This is a genomic window from Alteromonas sp. McT4-15 (assembly GCF_020515205.1).
GTDB lineage: Bacteria > Pseudomonadota > Gammaproteobacteria > Enterobacterales > Alteromonadaceae > Alteromonas.
The window spans coordinates 80,603-102,385 of the sequence record NZ_JAJALG010000011.1; the positions used below are offsets into that span (position 1 = coordinate 80,603).

Sequence of the window (21,783 nt, forward strand, 5' to 3'; positions counted from 1 at the left end):
TCTCACTTTTTAAATTACCACCTATACTTTTTTTGTGTACAAAGGGCGGAGAAACAGCATACTTGTACGTTTTTGGGGTTTTTACGGCGCAAAGAGATTATTAAATTAAATCGAACGAGAAGAATCTGCCGGAAACACGTAAGATCAAAGCTCTCCCCCTTGATAGTCTAAATTTTCTAGTTCTGCGCGCGCTCTACGCTGTTTAGTCGAACAAAAGGAGGAGTATATCTTGGTACTCATTAATCGACTTTCCGTCGTTCAATTAACGCTTATAGGTACAGGCACACTGTTTTTGTCTATTGCATTTTTAGCGTTTAAAGACATTAATCAATCCCGCACTGAAATGGTAAACGCCGATTTGGATACGGACCTTGTCACCTTGGTGTCAGCAGTTGAACGTGTAGCTCATCACCATGCAGTAGAGCGAGGCCTAACCGCAGGCTTTTTAGGTAACCCAACTGAAGAAGCGCGCGCTAAAGTAAAAGCACAGAGAGAAAAAGCCGATGACGCGCTCGATAACCTTCGCACTGTCGCCAACGCTGATTGGCCTGAAACGTTTCAAGTGAACAATATTTTGAATCCACTGTACACGTGGGAGAACAATAAAGGTACCGTACGTTCAAATGTGGACAATCTTCAAGGAAAACAGGCATTTAAATATTACAGTGGCCTTAACTCAAGAGCACTTAATGCGGCAAATTCGTTTACGCTTCTGGTTTCAGACAGCAGTGCAAAGCAATTGCTAACCCAAGGGCTTTTACTAGCCCAAATGAAAGAAAAACTAGGCCAGCGGCGGGGTAAACTGAACGCGGTCATGGCAAAGCGTTCGATCAGTGAAGCCGTAAGAGATGAAGTAGAAGCTTACAATCGAGAGATTACTTACTTAACAGACAAGCTTTTACTGAACCTTAGTGATGAGTTTCTTAGTCAATTTAAAGCATTGTCTTCAAGCTCAGTATCTGAGCGTATTGATGACATTTCTGCGCGAGCCATTCAAGAGTCACCAGATTTCACCACTTTGCCTAGCAGCAGTGAGTGGTTTGGTATGGCGACTGAACAAATTGGTCAAGTGGCCAAAATATTAGGCACGGTGTTCGAGCAAGTTAAGCAGAACGCCGATGATAAAGCGAGTAGTGCTTATTCTGCTCTTATCATTACCATAGTTATGGTTGTGCTAGTTATTGTTTTTATCGCAATTATTTATCAGGCTCTAATAAGTATCATTACCAAGCAGTTAAAGGTACTCGTTGCTAATTTGGATAAAATCGCCACACAAGGTGATTTAACCGTTGATGTGAGTATGAGTACCAGCAATGAATTGGGTGAGATATCACGCTCGGTAAATACCACCATACTTGCACTGCGTGATTTGGTGAAAGGCTTAGGGACATCAATAGCGACAAGCAGTCGGTTATCAGCACAGCTTGAGAAAGCCAGCAGTGAAATGCTTAAAGATGCGGGGAATACTCAACAACTGACCGCAAATATAGCCTCTGCAGTGGAGCAGGTTGCAGTCACAAGCAGGGAAATTGCGCAGTCCTCACTTGATACACTTAGTGCCAGTAAGCAATTAGATGAGTTGGCGAATCAATCTTTAAAGGCTAACCAAAATATTAGAAACAGTATGGAAGTGCTTGCTGATGATATTAAAGGCGTGCAAAAAAATGCCGGCGAGATGGAGATGAAAGTTGGCGAAATCTCTACCATTTTAGAAACCATCAACACATTATCAGATCAAACCAACTTATTAGCACTTAATGCTGCGATAGAGGCTGCGCGCGCAGGCGAACATGGGCGCGGATTTGCTGTTGTCGCAGACGAAGTACGAAAACTGGCGCAAAGTAGCCGAGAGTCGTCTGATAAAATTTCGACGCTTCTGTCTAGTCTAAGAGAAGCAAGCGTCGTCGTTGTTAACGATATTAATAAGAACGTTGAATCGATATCTAACTCTATGGAAACTACCACAGAAGGGCGCAAAACAGCCGAGCAAGTAAAAGAGGCTGCTGGTAATGTAGAGGATATGGCGAACAATATGTCATCCGCCGCTGAACAGCAGTCTGTCACGACAGAAGAGATTGCTAAAGAACTGGTGACAGTGGAAGAAGCCGCAAGGCACGAAGTGGATATTGCGCAAAATCTTTCAAATTTGTCAGGTGAAATGCAAGCCAACAATCAGCTATTACAGCATACCATCGATGGATTTAAAGCCGATTAGTCGTTATTGTAGATAAACTTGATTTCGCAATATCGCGCTAATTTATTGTCTAAAAGAAGAATACGAAAAACGATGGCTGATATAGAAACACTAGATTCAAAAGTGGTGTATCAAAACAAATGGCTTAGGGTGCGGGAAGACAAAATTCGCCGCAAAAGCGGAAATGAAGGTATTTATGGTGTAGTAGAAAAGCCTGATTTTGCGATTATCTTGCCAATAGAAAATGATGTTGTGTATATGGTTGAACAGTATCGTTATACCATTGGTGAGCGTCAACTTGAGTTCCCCCAAGGCGCATGGGAGGCAAATCCTGATGCCGACCCCGCAGAGCTTGCTGCTGGGGAACTTAAGGAAGAAACCGGCCTTTCGGCGACACAAATGATTTACGTGGGTTTCCAGTATCTGGCCTATGGTTTTTGCAATCAGGGATATCATATCTATGTTGCTAAAGGGCTGAGTCAGGGCGAGCAGAAGCTTGACGTCGAGGAAGAAGATTTACGTATCGTCCCCCTGGCACTAAATGAGTTACGAGAAAAAATCCTCACTGGCGAAATCAAAGATGCCAGTACGTGTAATGCCTTCGGACTTGCCACGCTAAAAGGACTTATCTGAACAGCCTGTTACAATTTCCGCACTTTGATTTTTTTGCGAAGCAGGTTAGCATGGCAAAAAATTCAGGATTTAAGTAATGGAATGTAAAGGACAATTCTTAATCACGCGTTGGGAAGAAGAGACACTTTCAGAAAAATGTGAAGGAGTTAAAACTTCACATGCTTCCATTAGTCAGGCCTACTCTGGTGATATGGCAGGCGAGGCAGACATCGAATTTCTTATGAGTTATCAGTCTCCAGCAGAAGCTAGGTTTACTGGCTTCGAATCGTTTGTCGGTGTGATAAATGGTTTACGTGGAACGGTGACTTTAGTGCACAGTGGTAAATTTACAGGTGGCGTTGCAAGCAGCGAATTTAATGCAATAGCATCCTCGGCTACCGGAGAGCTAGCGGGGAAAGAAATTCACGGGCACTTTCAATCGTCTGAAGCGGGTAAAGCCAATTACACGATTTTTATAGACTAGGGCGTATTAACCTTTGCGTTTTACGCTAATGCTTAGCAAGAAACTTTCTAAGAAAAGAATCCCCAAATAAAAAAACGGCGCCATACGGCGCCGCTAAAAAGTTGGGAAACAAACCAAGAATTTTTACGTATTAGTTCTCAAGTAAGCGAGAGCCAATTTCGATTTGACGAGGTTTCTTGGCTTCAGGTATGACTCGCTCCATATCGATATGTAAAAGGCCATTTTCCATGTCTGCTGCAAGCACTTTTACGTGATCGCCCAGTTGGAATTTGCGTTCAAAATTACGCTCAGAAATACCTTTGTGTAAGAACTTACGCTCTTTATTTTCTTTCTCTTCCGCTTTTTTGGTACCAGTTATAGTAAGCGTGTTTTCTTCAACTTGAATAGAAACGTCATCTTTACTAAAGCCAGCGATTGCCATAGTCACCCGATACTTGTCATCGCCTAACAGTTCGATGTTGTACGGCGGATAAGTACTTTGTTTCTCAGCGCGAGATGCTGCATCAATAAGTGACGCTAGGTGGTCTGAACCAATAAAAGAACGGTAAAGTGGAGATAGATCGATAGTACGCATAGTCATATCCTCAAAATTAAGCAATATGTTTAAATTAATGTGCCCCGACTTCGCGGCGGCGGTGTTGTCGACCTGACCTTTCAGCGCCGACAAATTATATATAGGATTGGTTGATTTCTTTTCAATGCTTAAAAAGCAAAAAAAATCTAAATTTTTTTATGGTATTGAATTTCATCGCCTTTTTACTTCGACTTTATTTCGGCCACTTTCTTTTGCAGCATAAAGTGCTTTGTCAGCATTGTTAACTGTGTGCTCAAATGAAAGTGCGTTGTCTAGAGTAGCAACACCAAAACTGGCAGTAATTCGAAGTCGCTCACGGCTATCTTTACGCGTTTGCAAAAAAGTCAAAGACCTTTGCAAAAACAAGCGTATGCGATAATTTTTATAGAATATTTAGCATAACGTTAACCAACGCTGCTGATTATAAATGCTACAATTTGATCTGACTCGATATCTCAACAATTTTACTAAAAAAGCCAAATGAAAAAAGAAGTTATTGTATTAAATTGCGGCAGCTCATCGGTGAAGTTTGCCATTATAGATGCTGATACTGGTGTAGCAGGGTTATCTGGTATTGCGGAAAGTCTAGGCAACAGTGACGCGAGTTTGTCATACAAGCTTAATGGTGAAAAATCAAAACAGCGCCTAGGTGAAAAAGCGGGCCACACAGAAGCACTTAATGCTATTCAAGAGATCATTGCAAAAACCGGTGTGAAGCCTATTGCAATTGGACATCGCGTGGTTCACGGTGGTGAAAAATTCAAACAAGCAGCCTTGGTGAATGAAGACGTTCTTTCGGCCATTGAAGCCTATGCCAGTATGGCGCCACTGCACAATATGGCCAACCTAAAAGGCATAGTCACAGCCCAAATGGCTTATCCAGACTTGCCGCATGTTGCAGGATTTGACACGTCTTTTTTTCAAAGTATGCCGCAAAAAGCGTTTATTTATGCACTACCAATTGAATTGTATAAAGAACATGGCATTAGGCGCTATGGATTCCATGGCACCAGCCACAAATTTATTCTAGATAGCACTGCTGGTTTGCTCAATAAGCCTGTCTCACAAACCAGTATCATCAGCGCTCACTTGGGCAACGGATGCAGTGTATCTGCTATTGAGCAGGGTGAAGCGGTTGATACTAGTCTTGGGTTTACGCCGCTTGAAGGGCTAGTTATGGGCACGCGTTGTGGCGACCTCGACCCTTCATTACCGGGTACGTTACAGAAAAAGCTTGGCAAAACGGCTGACGAAATTAATGACCTACTCAACAAGCAGTCTGGATTGCTTGGCATTTCAGCGCTTAGCAATGATTGCAGAACGTTGGAAGATGAGGCGCTTAAAGGCCATGAAGGTGCGCAGCTAGCAATTGAGATTTTTTGTTATCGCCTTGCTAAATATATCTCTGGCTATATGGTCAGTGTTCCAAGTTTAGACGCCATTGTGTTTACGGGTGGCATCGGTGAAAACTCATCACTTATTCGCGAAACCACTATGGGCTATTTTAAACATTTTGGTATCACAGTTGATGAACAAAAGAACCTTGAGGCGCGATTTGGAAAAGGGGGAGAAATCTCCACGTCTTCATCTACTACATCAGTTTTTGTAGTGCCCACTAACGAAGAGTGGGTTATTGCCGCCGAAGCGGCTGAGTTCGCTTAACTTTTATCAAGAGAAACTGCCGTTATATACTAACGGCACGCACAGGAGTCGCTATGTCTCGCCGAATTATGTTGATCCCAGTAGGAACCAGTGTCGGTCTTACTACTGTCAGCATGGGTCTTGTTCGTGCTATCGAAGAGCAAGGTATTAAACTAAACTTTTTTAAACCTGTTGCGCAGCCAAGAAAAGGCGACAATGGGGAAGAGCGTTCCACTGCTATTATCGCGCACCACGCTAGCGTATCGCCGATTACTCCCTTCTCGCTAGACTATGTAGAGCGCATGATCAGTAACGATAATACTGACGAATTACTTGAAGAAATTATTGAACGCTTTGAAGATAACTCTGAGCAAGAAGCTGTCACTGTTATAGAAGGGTTGGTTACTACACGACATCACCCCTATGCTGAGCGCCTGAATTTGGAAATAAGCCGCGCGCTTGACGCTGATATTGTCTTTGTTGCAGTGCCGGGTAACGACTCGGTAACCGATCTTAATCATCGTCTTGAAATTGTAGTCGACACTTATGGCGGCCACAAAAGTCAAAAAGTGGTGGGATGTATTTTCAACAAGGTTAATGCGCCGTTTGATGAACATGGGCGACTTAGAGCCGACATTGGTGCTATAGAGGCGCCTGAGCATGATGAATCACGCACACAGGCACTTCGCGAACTTCCCATTTTTAAGAAAGGGTTGAGTTTACTAGGCACGATTGACTGGAGTGCAGATCTTGTTTCGCCTCGTGCAACTGATGTTGCAAAGCACTTAAATGCCACACTGTTAAATGAAGGTGACTTGGCTATTCGTCGCTTGAGTAGTGTGACCTTTTGTGCCCGTGAAATTCACAATATGACGCACACTCTAAAGCCTGGCGCATTACTTGTGATGTCTGGTGATCGCGGCGATGTGTTTGTTTCGTGTTGTTTAGCGGCGCTAAATGGTACTAAGCTAGGTGCGCTGCTTTTAACAGGCGGCTACGAGCCTGATGAAAACATTATGGCACTGTGCAGCCAGGCGATGGAGACCGGCTTGCCGGTAATGTTGGTGAACACTAATACCTGGCAAACCGCACAAAATCTTCATGCGTTTAATCAAGAAGTCCCTGTTGATGATAGTCAGCGCATTGAAAAAGTGATGGTACATACGGCTGAAAGTTTAGATGCAAAATGGGTTACCTCGCTGACGCAAAAAATATCGCGTCAGAAGAAACTATCGCCCTCAGCGTTCCGCTTTTATCTCACTAATCGTGCAAGACAGGTTAATAAGCGTATTGTGCTGCCAGAAGGAAATGAGCCACGCACCGTAGTTGCTGCGTCAATTTGTGCTAAACGTGGTTTGGCACGTCCTGTCCTACTAGGTGATGAAACAGAAATTAGGCGCGTTGCAGAGCAACAAGGTGTAGTGTTGGGCGATGGTGTTGAAATTCTGTCACCCAGTGAGATTAAACAAGACTATATCTCTGGCTTGGTTGCGCTTCGCGGTCACAAAGGGGTAACGGAAGTTGTTGCCAAAGAGTTATTAGACGATAACGTTACGCTAGGCACAATGATGTTGCAGCAAAATCATGTGGATGGCTTGGTCTCAGGCGCTGTGAACACCACTGCAAATACCATAAGGCCTGCACTGCAGCTTATTAAAACTGCGGAAAACGCATCGTTAGTGTCATCAGTTTTCTTTATGTTATTGCCTGATCAGGTACTCGTTTATGGTGACTGTGCTATTAACCCTGATCCAGACGCTAAGCAGTTAGCAGATATTGCGATTCAGTCTGCGACTTCTGCTCAAATGTTTGGCATCGAGCCTCGTGTTGCAATGATTAGCTATAGTACGGGAACATCAGGTGCTGGTAGCGATGTAGAAAAAGTGCGTGAAGCGACAAGAATAGCACAAGAATTACGTCCTGATTTACTTATTGACGGCCCACTTCAGTACGATGCCGCTGCAATTGAAAGTGTTGGCAAGAGCAAAGCGCCTAATAGCCCGGTAGCCGGCAAGGCGAATGTGTTTGTATTTCCTGATCTTAACACCGGCAATACCACCTATAAGGCAGTTCAGCGTAGCTTTGATTTGGTATGTATTGGGCCAATGCTTCAAGGGATGAGAAAGCCAGTAAACGACTTGAGTCGTGGTGCACTGGTGGACGATATCGTGTTTACTATTGCTCTGACGGCAATCCAAGCAGCAGGCAGCCAATAGGCTGTAAAGGCTCAAGTAAAAAAATGGCGCTCATGTATTATCAGAGCGCCATTTTTCCAATGTCTTATTAAATAGCAATCTCGTATAAATTAGTTACATAGCGTACTGCTTTACTATGCGCCCATCTTTCATAACGAACCCTACGTTCTCCATTAGACTCATGTCTTTCATTGGGTTGCCCGGGACAGCAACAATATCTGCAAGCTTCCCTTCATCTAAACTGCCAAGTGTTGCGTCTTGTTTTAATAAACGCGCTGGATTGATGGTAGCGGCTTGAATGGCTTGCATTGGTGTCATGCCAAATTGCACCATGCGTGCAAACTGTTTTGGGTTATCGCCATGAGGATAAACGCCAGCATCAGAGCCAAATACCATGTTTACGCCTGCCTTAACGGCTTTCTCGAAGTTTTGGCGCTGGGTTTTGCCTACAACTCGCTCTTTGTCTAAGCTCTCTTGTAAAATTCCGGCTTTCTCGCCTTCGCCTAAGATGTACTCAGTAACGTAAATATCCATCGAAAAATACGTACCATGCTTTTTCGCCAAACTAATTGCTTCATCGTCTAGTAAACTCACATGCTCTACTGAGTCGACGCCTGCTTTAATTGCGGCTTTGATACCACTTGTTCCATGGGCATGTGTCGCCACAGTTAAACCGCGCAAATGGGCTTCATCCACTAACGCTTTCATTTCTTCAAAGGTATATTGTTGTGCGCCTACTTTTGTCCCTTTCGACAATACACCACCAGTGGCACAAAATTTAATAACAGTTGCGCCATATTTGATATTGCGACGCACCATTTTTCTGACTTCCCAAGGGCCATCAGCGACGCCTTCACTGTAATTGTTATATTCGTAGGGAAGAAGGTTGCTATCACAGTGACCACCGGTGACGCCTAGGCTAGGGCCTGCCACAAACATACGTGGGCCTTCGACATCACCTGCATTAATGGCATCGCGAAGTGCAACGTCGGCAAAACCTGGTGCTCCGACATTTCGAACGGTGGTGAACCCTGCTTCGATAGTTGCTTTGGCGTGTTTTACACCTGTAATCGCAGCGCGAGGAAGAGACACTTCTAAACGTTTATAGCCATGACGTGTTGCGTCGCTTGTTAAATGAACATGCATATCCATCAGGCCCGGCATTAATGTAGCATCGCCTAAGTCGATGCGCTTGGCATCGCTTGGTAGGGTGAGTGAATCGAGTTCTCCTGATGCACTAATAACATTGTCGGTAACAACAATTGCTGCGCGCTCAACAATGCGGCCTTTTGTAACATCAACCATGCGATCAGCCGTTATGACGAGCGTTTGCGCTAACGCTGCAGAAGTTGAAGCTATTGCGGCAAACGCTGCAGCGAACGATAATTTAGTAAAACGGGTAGCCCAAGTCACGACATATTCCTTCAATAACAGTAGTTAATAGAACGTGTTAGGGCGTACGTTAATTTTTGGTATCGTTTCGTTTGATATAAACCGCCCCAACCAAAAGCGTTAAAACTATAAACCAAACACCTAGATCTTGCAGGTGGTAATACGGTGTAAAGCCGGTGGTTGCGATAACTGGTGCCGTAATACTTGCCGTTTCAAATTGAGGAAGTACCGAAGTTACTTTCCCCTTATAGTTTATAAAGGCAGTAATGCCATTATTGGTGGCTCTTAACACAGGACGGCCTAGTTCAAGTGCTCGCATTCGGGCTATTTGTAAATGCTGAGCTGGGCCGTGTGAGCGACCAAACCATGCATCATTGCTTACGGTTATTATCATATCGGTATCAGCGTGGATATTGGCTAACACTTGCCGTGGAAACGCAATTTCAAAACAAATTGCGGGCGCTAGTTTAATGCCGTTTGCTTCTAAGTTCGGTTGCTCGAAATCGCCGCGTGAAAACGACGACATGGGCAAGTCGAATAACGGTGCAAGAGGGCGAAGAAAGTCTTCAAAAGGAACAAACTCGCCAACGGGTAAAAGGTGGTGTTTGGAAAAGCGGTTATTATGAAAATAGTGATAGTCTGGACTTGTAGAGTCGGCAGTGCGTTTACCCAAGACAATCAGGTTGTTCCACGCTTCATCAGTTTCCCAGTTATAGTTTACAATCCCGGTGATAAGGGCTGTCCCTTCATTAAACGCCCGTTCATTGACTTTAGCAAGATATGGCTGCGCGAGTGGTTCTAGCTTGGGCACGGCTGCCTCTGGCCAGATGATTAAGTCGTTGTGCCACAAACCTTGGGTTAACTCCCAATAAGTTTGCATGGTAGGGGCGTCCTGTTCTGGCACCCAGCGCAAACTTTGCGCAATATTTCCTTGTACCATCCCTACGCGATAAGTGTGTTTAGGCTGCACCCAAGCGTGTTGGCTAAGCACATAACCACTTACAAATAAACATGAAATAACGATGGTGGCGTTAGCGAGAGAGCGCCTGCTTTTTACCAATGCAAGCATGGCTGCACTCAATACCAAAAGCGCAGAGATACCTGTCTCTCCAATAATGGGTGCAAAGCCGCTAAGTGGACTGTCTAGTTGGCTATAGCCAAGTGAAAGCCAAGGAAAGCCAGAGAGCATCCAACTTCTTAACCACTCAGCCAGTACCCAGAAAAAGGGCAGTGCCATAGGCCATAGCGTTGGCGAAAAGTACTTTGCTGTCAGCTTGGCGGCAAGGGCAGGGTATAGGGCCAAATATCCGCACAATAATGCCATTAAGCCCACTGAGGCAATAAGTGGCAAGCCACCAAAATCCGCAATGCTAACGTGCACCCAGCTTACCCCTGCACCGAACCAACCGGCGCCAAACAACCAGCCAGCCAAAAACGGTTTGTGTTTTAATTTAATGACTTGGCGAAGTGCTAAGGCCAATGCTGGAATGGTGATCAACCATAAATTAAATGGGGCAAAAGCGAGTGTTAAGCTTGCGCCGCTAAGGACAAGTAGGAAATGGGGAATATAGGGCTTTAACATGATAGTAAAAAAGCAACCGTGTTTATTGTGGTTAATGGCGTATACTGTTTACACAAAAAAGTGCCTGTAAAGACACTAAGCCAAAAAAAACAGGTGCCATTAAACACCTGCTTTCTTCATTTGAATACCGTCAACTTATTCTAGTGATGGCACTGACACTTTTAGCTGTATAAGTCGGCGTTTGTCAGAGTTTGTCACCTTAAACTGAATATCATTTATGGTGATTTCGTCATTCGTTTCTGGCATATGCCCGAATGCTTTCAAGACAATGCCGCCAATGGTATCAGCTTCTTCTTCACTGAATTTGGTCTCAAAAAACTCATTGAAATCATCAACAGGCGTTAAGGCCTTAACGGAATAGGTAGATTTATTCAATGGGCGAATGTCATCTGTACCGTCTTCTTCGGTATCGTATTCGTCTTCAATCTCGCCTACGATGATTTCAAGGATATCTTCGATGGTGACCAAACCAGATACGCCACCGTATTCATCAACAACAATGGCCATGTGATAGCGCTGCTGACGAAACTCTTTAAGTAATACATCAACACGTTTACTTTCAGGTACGATAACCGCTGGGCGAAGAATATCGCGAAGGTTAAATTCTTTTTCTGCGTTGAAAGCAAATGCGAGTAAGTCTTTCGCTAATAATATGCCTTCGATATGGTCTTTGTCTTCACTGATAACAGGGAAGCGAGAGTGGGCAGACTCAAGCATAACAGGTAAAAATTCTTCTACCTTTTGCTCAACATCTATAGTGGTCATTTGAGCGCGTGGGATCATGATGTCCCTAACTCGCATTTCATTTACCCCAATTACCCCTTCGATCATCTCGCGGGTTTGAGGGTCGATGATTTCGTTTTGTTCAGCATCAGTAATGACTGATACTAACTCTTCTTTACTTCTCGGCTCGCCAGAAATTGAATTTTTTAGTTTATCTAACCAACTCTTGCCTGATGAGCCGTTGGTAGAGTGAGGATTATCGTCGCTCATAATGTCCGTTTACTAGTTAGTTCAACGCCAACGTTAAAATGCTTCGTGCTGGTCGTCAATGATTTATTGTTATTAAGTATAAATGGTTAAGCTTTACAAAGGCTTATATGAAGCGTTTGCGCTTAAACCTCGTAGGGGTTTTCAATACCCAAACCGGCAAGGATTGCAATTTCTTTGCTTTCCATTTCTTCGGCTTCGATATCGTCTATATGGTCATAACCCATTAAATGCAAGATGCCATGCACAGTCATGTGTGCGTAGTGGTGGTTAACGTGCTTTTCTTGCTCTACCGCTTCGCGGCTAATAACAGGGGCGCAAATTACGAGGTCGCCTAGCAGGTCCATTTCGACGCCAGGCGGCGCTTCAAAGGGAAAGGACAACACATTCGTTGGCTTGTCTTTTCCGCGATATTCATAATTCAAGCTTTGGCTTTCATCTTCGTCTGTAAAGCGGACTGTTATTTCTTGCTCAGTTAGCCCTTCGAAAGCGAGTACGGCATTAGCCCAAATTGTAAGCTGTTCTGGTGAAGGAATAGCGTTTAGCACGCTTTCTTCACCTTCGTACGCTTGTTGATAATCGATAATAGCGGTCACGATTGGTTATCGTCTTTTTTTGTGGTGTTAGCATTTGAGGCCGGCGTCGAAGCAGGTGTCTCTGGCTTAGCGTCACTTGCCGCCTGTTCACGCTGCATTCTTAACGCTTCTTCTTTACGCTCTTTGCGCAAGCGCTCTTGCTCTGCATCATGAATTTCATAAGCGCGTACTATGCGAGCGACCACGGGGTGTCGAACAACGTCTTCGGCGTTAAAGAAGTTAAATGAAATATCATCTACTTCGCTAAGCACTTCAATGGCGTGGCGAAGCCCTGATTTTGCGCCGCGCGGTAAGTCCACCTGTGTGATATCACCCGTAATTACGGCTTTTGAATTAAAACCAATACGCGTTAAGAACATCTTCATCTGTTCTACCGTGGTATTTTGGCTTTCGTCCAAAATAATAAAAGCGTCGTTAAGTGTACGACCGCGCATGTAGGCTAACGGAGCAACCTCAATGACGTTGCGTTCCATAAGTTTTTCCACTTTTTCGAAGCCCAGCATTTCAAATAGGGCGTCGTAGAGTGGACGCAAGTAAGGGTCGACTTTTTGAGAGAGGTCGCCAGGTAAAAAGCCTAGCTTCTCACCTGCTTCAACTGCAGGGCGAGTCAGTAAAATACGACGAATTTCCTGACGTTCCAGTGCATCAACGGCAGCGGCTACTGCTAGATAGGTTTTACCTGTTCCAGCAGGACCGATACCAAATGTTATGTCGTGGTTAACAATGTTTGCCACGTACTGTGCTTGGTTTGGATTGCGCGGCTTAATAACGCCGCGCTTAGTCTTGATGTTCACCTCTTTGCCGTAACCGCCAGTCGCGTCTTTCTCGATGACGCGGGCTTCTTGAATGGCTAAGTGAACCTGTTCAGCTTCCAAATCAGGAACGCGACCTTTGATAGGTTGCGTTTCAATATAAAGTAGCTTTAGAAGTTCGCTGGCGCTTTTTATTTGCTGTGGTTCTCCTAACACTTTAAACGCGTTATTGCGGTAGGTAATTTCTACGCCTAACCTACGTTCAATCTGTTTGATATTGTCATCAAAGGGACCACATAAACTGGACAAACGTTTTGTATCTGCCGGTTCTAAATCAAATTCATTACTTACCAATGTACTCAAGCTACTTTATTCCTCGCTTTACTCAATATTGTGTTGTTAGGCAGGGTTAAATTGGCCCACACCCAGCTCATCTGGCAGGTCTGCCTGATGCTTTGCCATAATAGATTGGGGCGAAACTGCAACACGCAAGCCCATTTCGCTCTCTCTGCGCACAACTTCACCACGCAGTGAGTTTGTGAAAACATCGGTGATGTTCACATCGACGAATTCGCCAATCATGTCAGGTGTACCTTCGAAGTTCACTACACGGTTGTTTTCTGTACGTCCAGAAAGCTCCATTGGGTTCTTCTTAGAAGGGCCTTCTACTAAAATACGTTGCTCGGTACCTACCATATGGCGCGCAATACGCAATGCTTGTTGCGTGATGCGTTGTTGAAGAAGGTGCAGACGCTGCTTTTTGGTTTCTTCACTTACATCATCAACCGCATCAGCTGCTGGTGTTCCAGGGCGAGCGCTGTAGATAAAACTGAAGCTCAGGTCGTAATCAACGGCCTGAATTAAATCCATCGTTGCTTCAAAGTCAGCGTCAGTTTCACCCGGAAAGCCGATGATGAAGTCGCTAGACAAGCTGATGTTTGGACGAATCTTTTTCAATTTACGCATCTTAGATTTGTATTCCAGCGCTGTGTGTCCACGCTTCATCAAATTCAAAATACGATCTGAACCGCTTTGAACCGGCAAATGCAGGTGGTCAACCAACTCGGGAATAGACGCATACGCTTCGATAATATCGTCTGTAAACTCTACGGGGTGAGACGTGGTGTAACGAATGCGGTCGATACCGTCAATCGCGGCCACAAGTTCAAGTAGTTCAGAGAAGCGACAAATAGTGCCATCGAAGTGCTCGCCGCGATAGGCGTTGACATTTTGACCCAACAAGTTCACTTCGCGTACACCTTGGCCGGCAAGTTGTGCTATTTCAAGTAACACGTCGTCCACAGGGCGACTGACTTCTTCGCCACGCGTATACGGTACCACACAGAACGTGCAGTATTTTGAGCAACCTTCCATAATTGAAACAAACGCCGTAGGGCCCTCAGCACGAGGCTCGGGTAAACGGTCGAATTTTTCAATCTCAGGGAAGCTCACATCAATAACTGACTTTGCGCCACCTTGTAATTGATTGATCATTTCAGGTAGACGGTGCAGTGTTTGCGGCCCAAATACCAAATCAACAAAAGGTGCACGCTGGCGAATAGTATCGCCTTCTTGTGAGGCTACACAGCCGCCCACACCAATAATAAGTTCTGGCTTATCTTGTTTTAGCGTTTTCCAGCGGCCTAATTGGTGAAACACCTTTTCCTGCGCTTTCTCACGAATAGAGCAGGTATTAAGCAAGATTACATCGGCTTCTTCAGCACTTTCTGCAGCACTGTAGCCATGCGTTGAGTCGAGTAAGTCTGCCATTTTTTCCGAGTCGTACTCGTTCATTTGGCAGCCCCAGGTTTTGATATACAGCTTTTTAGTCATAACAACTATTCGTTAACCTGATAGAGTTCCAAACAAGTGGTTGTGCTCTACCGGCAAGCCAACGCTTGCTTCGCACAGCCCCAGTTGCTGGAAGATGTTCAAAATAGCCGCATATTTTACCTGTTATGCACGCATATTCCCAGTGTATTACGATGATTCATTGAGATTTGATCTAAGGCAAACCAATTCTACGTTTTACTTCACACAGCAAAGCGTTTTACGACATAATGCAAGTGCGTGATTTAAGGAGTGTAAATGGTCGATTTTTGTATCAACGGCGGTGGTATGGTAGGTGCTGCACTAGCGCTTGGTCTTGCTCAGCAGCAATACAAGGTAGTAGTAATAGAGCCGCACTTGCCAAATGCTTTTAGCGAAAGTGACGGTCCAGATCTTCGCGTTTCGGCCATTAGTGAATCGTCCGTCACGCTTCTTAAAGCGCTAGGCGCGTGGGATTACATTAAGGCTAAGCGTGTAAAGCCCTACATTGGTTTAAGTGTATGGGATGATCCACAACATCGTACTGACTTCACAGCAGACAGCATAGATGTTGAGCAACTTGGCTATTTTGTCGAAAATAGGTTGTTGCAGTTAGGCTGTCTTGAAGCCCTTGAGCATTACGACAATGTCACCGTGATTAGCGGCACTAAAGTACAATCACTGTCGCTCGGCGACACCGCTAATGTCACTTTAGATAATGGCAATAGAATTGAAGCTCAGTGGCTTATAGGAGCAGATGGCGCGAATTCTCAAGTGAGACAAGCGGCAGGCATCGGCAGCACAGGGTGGCAATACGCACAGCAAGCGATGGGGATTACCATAAAGTTAGACAAGCCCGTTGACGCAATTACATGGCAGCAATTTACCCCTAGCGGGCCGAAAGCGTTTTTGCCCATGTTCGATAATTATGCGTCTCTTGTGTGGTATGACAGTGCTGATGAGCTTAAACGTCTTAAAAGTTTGAACAATACGCAGCTTTCACAAGAAGTCATCAATGCATTTCCTCACGAATTAACCCAAAACGACAATCGATTCACTATTGTCGATAAAGCTATCTTTCCACTAACGCGTTCTCATGCAAATAGTTATGTAAAGGGCTGTTGCGTGCTACTAGGCGATGCGGCACATACTATTAACCCTTTGGCCGGGCAGGGGGTAAACTTGGGCTTTAAAGATGTAGAAACTTTCTTGTCGGTTACCGCAAATCATGCACCATTAGATTCTTTGGAGTTTGCAAAGGCGCTCTCGCGAGATTTCGAATCACCAAGGCGGCGCGATAACCTTGTGATGATGACTGTAATGGATGGCTTCTATACCTTGTTTAGTAATGATATTGCCCCCATTAAATGGATTAGAAATCAGCTTCTTTCAGTAGCGCAAAACATTGAGCCTGCAAAGAAGCAAGTACTTAAGTACGCGATAGGAATACGATAATGGAAGTATTAATTTTGTTGGCGGTGCTTTTTGGTGCATTGGCCATAGTAATACCTTTGATTGAGCGCTCTAAAATGCGCGTGAGTAACGAGGACGCAGCAAAGTGGGCAAAGTGGATTTGGCCGCTAATGGGGATTTTACTTATTGCCCAGTTATTAAGGCTTATTTTCTCTTGATAAAGTGATCATGCCTTCGTTCTCCAGTGCAGTTAAATCAGCTACTGATGAAGGTAATGGCAATGCTGTGCTTTCAACAATATCAGTCACTCCTACCCATGTAGCTTTTCCTGAAGTTTTCGCTGCGTATAGGCACTGATCGGCAGCGTGAAAAATGGTATCTAGTGGGCTTACAAGCTGGCGCTTTCGCTCACTTTCACAAGCAAAGGGAAAGCAGGCAAACCCAACACTACAGGTGACTGACTTAGTTTGTCCTTCATCGAGTACAAATGGTATTTGTTTGATGTCGCTGACTACGCGCTCTGCTAATAAAGTAGCGTTTTGCCGGTCGATAAACCGCGCTACTGCAACGAATTCTTCACCGCCCCAGCGAATAAGAAAATCTGACCCTCGAAATATCGCTTTAAGTCGTTTTGCCGTTTGTTGTAATACCTTGTCGCCGGCGATATGACCATAGGTATCGTTGATCTGTTTAAAATTGTCCAAATCGATAACAAAAAAGCATAAATCGGCTTCTTGCGGTCGTACATTGTTGCTCTGTTGATATTTGCGCAATGCAGTAGTGATGTCGGCATCTATGTGGCTTTCAAGAAAGCGTCGGTTATGTAACGCCGTTAACTTATCAGTAAGGCTCATTGCTGCAAGCTCTTCATTCGCTTTTTTGAGCTCTGCAGTTCGTGCACTTACTTCTTGTTTTAGTTGTCTAGTGTATTTCGACTGAGCTCGACGAGAGTAAATCAAAAATGCTAAAAGCCCTAGCAGAAGCACAATTAGAAAGAGAGTTTGTCGGCTTTCTCTTTCGCTTTGAGCCTGAACCTGCTGGGTAGCTTGCTGTTGTTTTAACAGCTCAATTTCGTTCGCACGACGAATGAACTCGGTTTGGGCTTGAGTAGAAGCAAGCGCATCAAGTCTTTTTTGATTGAACAGCGATTCGTCTAATTGCTTTTGCTGTTTTAATGCCTGGTAGGCTTTATTGACCTCTTCTAACGTTTCTAGCGTGGTAACTTTTAGTGCCAATAGTTGTGACACTTGGTGCAGTTCGCCCATTTCTTCAGCAAGGGGAATCGCCTGTTCGATAAGGGCTAACGCGTTGTTATAGCGTTCTTGCTGAGTATAAATTTCAATAAGCGTTTGATACCCGTCTAGCAGTAAACTTTTGTATTGCCCGTGTTCAGCGCGCTCAATGATTCCCTTTACCATGACTTCAGCGTCAAGTAAGTTACCTTGTTTAACTGCCAAGTCACTTAAGCCAGAAAGCGCCCAGTCGATGTCTCGTTTAGCACCTATTTCGACAAAGAGGGAGTGAGCACGCTGCATGTAGTGTGACGCAATGTCGTAATTGCCCATTTGCATATTCACATAGCCAATTTTGTAACTGCTGTAGGCAATGTCTTTCTTGTTACCACTGGCTTCATCGATGGTAAGCGCTTGTTCAAAATAGCTAAGTGCTTGTTCGTAATCGCCCATGACACGCCGAATATCCCCAAGGTTATATACCGCAGATGCAATGCCTTGTTGATTGCCAGATGCATAATTCGACTCAAGTGCTTTTTGATGATAATCAACAGCCTCGTTAAATTGCCCCATTTTCTCAAGAACAACTCCAAGACTATTATTGATGCTGGCCATATCCTTTTCTGAACCGTTTGATTGGAAAACCGCTAGTGCCATATAAAGATATTCAAGTGCGACAGTGTAATTAGATTGGTAGCGGTAGGTTAGCCCTATTTGGCGATAGGTTTTCGCGGCAGCTAACTCATTATTGGTATCTTGGTAAAGGGCAAGAGCGCGGTTGAGCCATTGTTGTGCGTCTTTGTAGTCATTGCGTTCCATAGCATTTCTACCGAGTTGGAATAACGTGTCAGCCTCAAGTTGCGTGTTGCTTTGCTGCTCGGCACGTTGAAGCAATGTTATGGCCTGTTGTTGCGCCTCATCTAGCTTGCCAGCTTCGCGTAATTGCACAATATCATCGATGGGCGATGCGAAAGCCGGTTTTGTTCCCAGCAAAAGAAAGATAAATGTGAAAGCAACGCGTAAAAGCAACTTCATAACACCGCGAATACAAGAACGAGTTTTTAAGTATAAGCTTAAATAAACGTGAGTACTACTTTATGTCTGCTACCTGTGGCGGGATGAATTTTTTAACTTAGAAGCAGAGCAAGTAACGGGGATGTTGGACCGGTTGTGGATAGCAGATTCAAAACAAAGTGCTCAGCGAATGCTGAGCACTTTAACTAGAGTGTTAGGCTGCCTGTTGTAGTTGCGGCTCGGCAATATGAGGAGCTTGCTGGTGATTAGTAGCCAGCTTTTCATAAAGTAGCGGCAACACGATTAGTGTAAAGAACGTACCAATCAGCATGCCCGCAACAAGTATGATGCCGATGCTGTTTCGTGCCTCAGCCCCCGCACCTGTTACCAATACCAACGGGAAGTGACCTAATACAGTGGCGCCCGTTGTCATTAAAATGGGACGGAGTCGAGTAGCTGCAGCGTCTTTAACAGCATCAAGTTTACTTTTGCCCGTTAACTGTAATTGATTGGCAAACTCAACAATTAAGATACCGTTTTTGGCTATAAGACCAATTAGCGTGACCAGACCAATTTGACTGTAAATATTAATGGTTGTGAGTGACAAAAATGGCAGCATTAATGCGCCAGCAAGTGCTAGTGGTGCGCAACCAAGCAGAACAACAAGGGGATCTCTGAAGCTGTTAAACTGAATGGTTAGTAAGAAGTAAACAATGATCAGCGCAACGCCCAACACCCCTAACATGGTGTTGCCTTCCTTGCGTAACTGCCTAGATTCTCCCGCGTAGTCTATTGAGTAAGAGGGAGGAAGAATATCTGCGGCGATAGACTCTATTGTGCTAAGCCCTTGCTCTTTGGTGATATGAGGCAAGACACCAGCCAGTATTCTGAATGAACTTTGCTGGTTAAATGAGCCCAGAACGCGCGGGCTGGTAAAGGTGTCCAGAGAAGCAAATGACGAAACCGGTACCAGTGCGCCTGAGTCAGTGCGTACTTTCATATCAAGCACCAATTCAGGATTGTAGCGACTGTTATCATTAACAATAGGAATTACTCGATATGCCTTTCCTTCCTTGTTGAAGTAATTCACAAAGTTGGTCGACATCAATACGCTGAGTTGGTCATTGACCTCTTGAACAGATAGACCCAAATCGGCTAATAGGGCTTTGTTAATTTTGAGTTCGGCCTGAGGTAAATCGATTTTTAAGTCGGTATTAACAAACAGGTAGTTACCCGAAGCGTTTGCTTGGCTTATAATTTTGTCTGCATACTCTTTCATTGTGACAGGGTCGTCAGTCGTACGAAATACCACTTCAACATCAAATTGCCCGGCGGTTGGCAGTGAAGCGGGTAATATGGGAAACAAGGTAAGCCCAGTTACGCTTCCTAATCGACCATAAAGGTCATAAATCATATCGTGAACGGAGTGCTCTCTTTCCTCAAATGGAGCGAGTTCAACACCACCAAATCCCGCTGATGCTGTGAGTATTTGCCAGGTAAATTTTGCGCCCTCAGATGCGTTTAGCACTTCAACGGTGTCGTTCATTCTCTGTGAAGTATATTGCTGAGAAGATTCTGGTGGGGCCTCTACCACCACATTGATGGCGCTTTGATCTTCTGTGGGCGCGAGTTCCTTTTGTGACAGCATATAAAAGGGGACGCTTAACAGCGAAAATACAATAGCAATTAGGGTAATTTGAGCGCGCCAATTAAAGCAGTGAGCGAGTGCGCGTTGATAACCACGTTGTAAACTGTCGAAATAACTATTGACCTTTCTGGTAAACGGACCTTCTTTGCCGCCTTCAGGATTTACATATGCACTCATAATAGGTGACAAGGTTACTGCAACAACGCCGGAAATTAACACTGCAATGGCTAAGGTGAACGCAAACTCTCTAAATAAGAAACCGGTAAGGCCTGTTAAAAATCCAATAGGCGCATAGACTGCGGCAAGGGTTAATGTCATTGCGATCACGGGAATTAATAACTGTCGTGAACTAATCAGCGCTGCTTGAAGTCGAGGTTTTCCCTCGCGCATGTGACGTGCGACGTTCTCAACCACAACAATAGCGTCATCAACAACAAGGCCAACCGATAGAACAATTGCAAGGATGGTCAACAGGTTTAGTGAAAAGCCAATTGCTGAGATGACAGCAATTGCGCCTAAAACAGAAATAGGAATAGTAACCAGTGGTACCAATGCTGTTCGAAATGAGCCCATCATTAACAGAATTACGATTCCCACTAGCAGCACTGTCTCAATAAGGGTTGTAAATATCTCTTTGATGGAATCTCGCATGTAAAGCGTACCATCGTAGCCCGTAGTGATATGCATTCCTTCAGGTAGTGTGGCGTTAACGGCCTCAAGCTTTTCATACAAGGCGTCACCAATATCTATTTCATTGGCGCCCGGCAGTGCCCATACGGCAAGAAATACCGTTGTTCTGTCGTCTAAACGCGCGGTGACTATGCCCTCGGCTTCACCTAGCGTGACGTCTGCGACATCGCTAAGCGTTAACTGGCTACCCGCATCGTCTCGTATGATCAATCTCTCAAAGTCTTCAACAGACGCAAGGTTAGTATTTGCCATTAAATCAATGCGCTGCTGATTATTTTCGCTGTAGCCCAAGGTAGCTATCGTATTGTTGGTTTGTAGAGCACTGAAAACTTCATTTGCACTCAACCCGTATACAGCTAATTTGTTGGGGTCTAGCAACACTCGCATTGCCGGATTACGACCACCTTCAAGTGTTACCTTTTGTACGCCATTGATATCGTTAAGTACCGGTACAACATTGCGGATTAGATAGTCACTGACTTCACTGCGAGTTTCATTGGTTGCTTCCACATCAAGATAAAACACGGCATAAGGACTGTCTGCCCGAACAATATCAATAGCAGGGTCCTCTGCACCCGTTGGAAGTTCGAATTTAATCTGATTAAGTTTCGTTGTCAGGTCTGACAGTGCATCTGTAGTGTCATGATTAAGCTCGAGCCATGCTGTAACTTTGCTCAACCCCGCGGTTGTCACAGAATCAACGTAGTCAACACCCGGTACGGTTGAGGTAACACGTTCGATAGGCTCGGTTACATAGCCTTTAACCACTTCTGCAGACGCGCCGGTATAGACCGTATTGATAACCAATGATGCACTTTTTATCTTGGGATATTGTTGTACTGAAATTGTATTCGCGGCATTAAGCCCCGCTAATAAAATCAATATCGAAAGGACAATGGCAAGCACTGGTCGCGTTACAAAGGCGTCCATTATTGAGGGCTTATTATCATTAGGCATACTCATGC

Annotated in this window: 17 protein-coding genes; 7 read left to right on the forward strand and 10 right to left on the reverse strand. The window is 44.6% G+C overall.

Annotation, left to right across the window (positions count from 1 at the left end; translation table 11 throughout):
• The first annotated feature begins 229 nt into the window (after window positions 1-229).
• The 3 genes from LHL20_RS10410 to LHL20_RS10420 all read left to right on the forward strand — a co-directional run bounded on the left by LHL20_RS10410 (window position 230) and on the right by LHL20_RS10420 (window position 3,290).
• Window positions 230-2,215 carry a methyl-accepting chemotaxis protein gene (locus tag LHL20_RS10410; protein WP_226433263.1) on the forward strand — a complete coding sequence of 662 codons (1,986 nt, stop codon included), beginning with the start codon at window positions 230-232 and terminating at the stop codon, window positions 2,213-2,215.
• A gap of 72 nt (window positions 2,216-2,287) precedes the next feature.
• Window positions 2,288-2,827, forward strand: coding sequence for an NUDIX domain-containing protein (locus tag LHL20_RS10415; RefSeq protein ID WP_226433264.1), 540 nt, complete (start codon window positions 2,288-2,290; stop codon window positions 2,825-2,827).
• A 76-nt stretch (window positions 2,828-2,903) separates the two neighbouring features.
• The gene (locus tag LHL20_RS10420) at window positions 2,904-3,290 is read left to right on the forward strand and encodes a DUF3224 domain-containing protein (protein ID WP_159628081.1); all 387 of its coding nucleotides are present in this window, start codon (window positions 2,904-2,906) and stop codon (window positions 3,288-3,290) included.
• A 130-nt stretch (window positions 3,291-3,420) separates the two neighbouring features.
• On the opposite strand, the gene LHL20_RS10425 is transcribed toward LHL20_RS10420, so the two are convergent.
• Together LHL20_RS10425 and LHL20_RS10430 are read right to left on the reverse strand one after the other, a co-directional pair.
• Window positions 3,421-3,864: an Hsp20 family protein gene (locus tag LHL20_RS10425; protein WP_159628083.1), complete on the reverse strand. Its 444-nt coding sequence runs from the start codon at window positions 3,862-3,864 to the stop codon at window positions 3,421-3,423.
• Window positions 3,865-4,035: 171 nt separating this feature from the next.
• Window positions 4,036-4,230: a diguanylate cyclase gene (locus LHL20_RS10430; protein WP_264180890.1), complete on the reverse strand. Its 195-nt coding sequence runs from the start codon at window positions 4,228-4,230 to the stop codon at window positions 4,036-4,038.
• 114 nt (window positions 4,231-4,344) lie between these two features.
• Between LHL20_RS10430 and LHL20_RS10435 the strand changes: the two genes are divergently transcribed.
• Together LHL20_RS10435 and pta are read left to right on the forward strand one after the other, a co-directional pair.
• Window positions 4,345-5,526, forward strand: a complete 1,182-nt coding sequence (locus LHL20_RS10435; protein ID WP_226433265.1) for an acetate kinase — start codon at window positions 4,345-4,347, stop codon at window positions 5,524-5,526.
• A gap of 53 nt (window positions 5,527-5,579) precedes the next feature.
• Window positions 5,580-7,721, forward strand: a complete 2,142-nt coding sequence (gene pta, locus LHL20_RS10440; RefSeq protein ID WP_226433266.1) for a phosphate acetyltransferase — start codon at window positions 5,580-5,582, stop codon at window positions 7,719-7,721.
• Between the two features lie 93 nt (window positions 7,722-7,814).
• On the opposite strand, the gene LHL20_RS10445 is transcribed toward pta, so the two are convergent.
• From LHL20_RS10445 to miaB, 6 genes are all read right to left on the reverse strand, one after another.
• Entirely contained in the window at window positions 7,815-9,059 is a 1,245-nt protein-coding gene (locus LHL20_RS10445; protein WP_413228894.1) for a Xaa-Pro dipeptidase, read from the reverse strand.
• Between the two features lie 103 nt (window positions 9,060-9,162).
• Window positions 9,163-10,674, reverse strand: a complete 1,512-nt coding sequence (gene lnt / locus LHL20_RS10450; protein ID WP_226433268.1) for an apolipoprotein N-acyltransferase — start codon at window positions 10,672-10,674, stop codon at window positions 9,163-9,165.
• A gap of 135 nt (window positions 10,675-10,809) precedes the next feature.
• Complete coding sequence (gene corC / locus LHL20_RS10455; protein ID WP_159628093.1) at window positions 10,810-11,667, reverse strand: CNNM family magnesium/cobalt transport protein CorC; 858 nt, start codon at window positions 11,665-11,667, stop codon at window positions 10,810-10,812.
• Window positions 11,668-11,789: 122 nt separating this feature from the next.
• Entirely contained in the window at window positions 11,790-12,260 is a 471-nt protein-coding gene (gene ybeY, locus LHL20_RS10460) for an rRNA maturation RNase YbeY (protein ID WP_413228892.1), read from the reverse strand.
• Entirely contained in the window at window positions 12,257-13,375 is a 1,119-nt protein-coding gene (locus LHL20_RS10465; RefSeq protein ID WP_226433269.1) for a PhoH family protein, read from the reverse strand. Before LHL20_RS10465 ends, ybeY begins: the two co-directional genes overlap by 4 nt.
• Window positions 13,376-13,411: 36 nt before the next feature.
• Entirely contained in the window at window positions 13,412-14,845 is a 1,434-nt protein-coding gene (miaB, locus tag LHL20_RS10470; RefSeq protein ID WP_226433270.1) for a tRNA (N6-isopentenyl adenosine(37)-C2)-methylthiotransferase MiaB, read from the reverse strand.
• A gap of 255 nt (window positions 14,846-15,100) precedes the next feature.
• Here miaB and LHL20_RS10475 point away from each other — a divergent pair, with 255 nt between their 5' ends.
• Window positions 15,101-16,276, forward strand: a complete 1,176-nt coding sequence (locus LHL20_RS10475; protein WP_226433271.1) for an FAD-dependent monooxygenase — start codon at window positions 15,101-15,103, stop codon at window positions 16,274-16,276.
• A complete protein-coding gene (locus LHL20_RS10480; RefSeq protein ID WP_201284048.1) occupies window positions 16,276-16,452 on the forward strand; it encodes a hypothetical protein in 177 nt (58 codons plus the stop codon). The genes LHL20_RS10475 and LHL20_RS10480 overlap by 1 nt, the downstream gene beginning before the upstream one ends.
• Here the strand turns inward: LHL20_RS10480 and LHL20_RS10485 are convergent.
• Together LHL20_RS10485 and LHL20_RS10490 are read right to left on the reverse strand one after the other, a co-directional pair.
• A complete protein-coding gene (locus LHL20_RS10485) occupies window positions 16,432-18,501 on the reverse strand; it encodes a tetratricopeptide repeat-containing diguanylate cyclase (RefSeq protein ID WP_226433272.1) in 2,070 nt (689 codons plus the stop codon). The genes LHL20_RS10480 and LHL20_RS10485 overlap by 21 nt on opposite strands.
• 193 nt (window positions 18,502-18,694) lie before the next feature.
• A complete protein-coding gene (locus tag LHL20_RS10490; RefSeq protein WP_226433273.1) occupies window positions 18,695-21,781 on the reverse strand; it encodes an efflux RND transporter permease subunit in 3,087 nt (1,028 codons plus the stop codon).
• Window positions 21,782-21,783 lie beyond the last annotated feature (2 nt).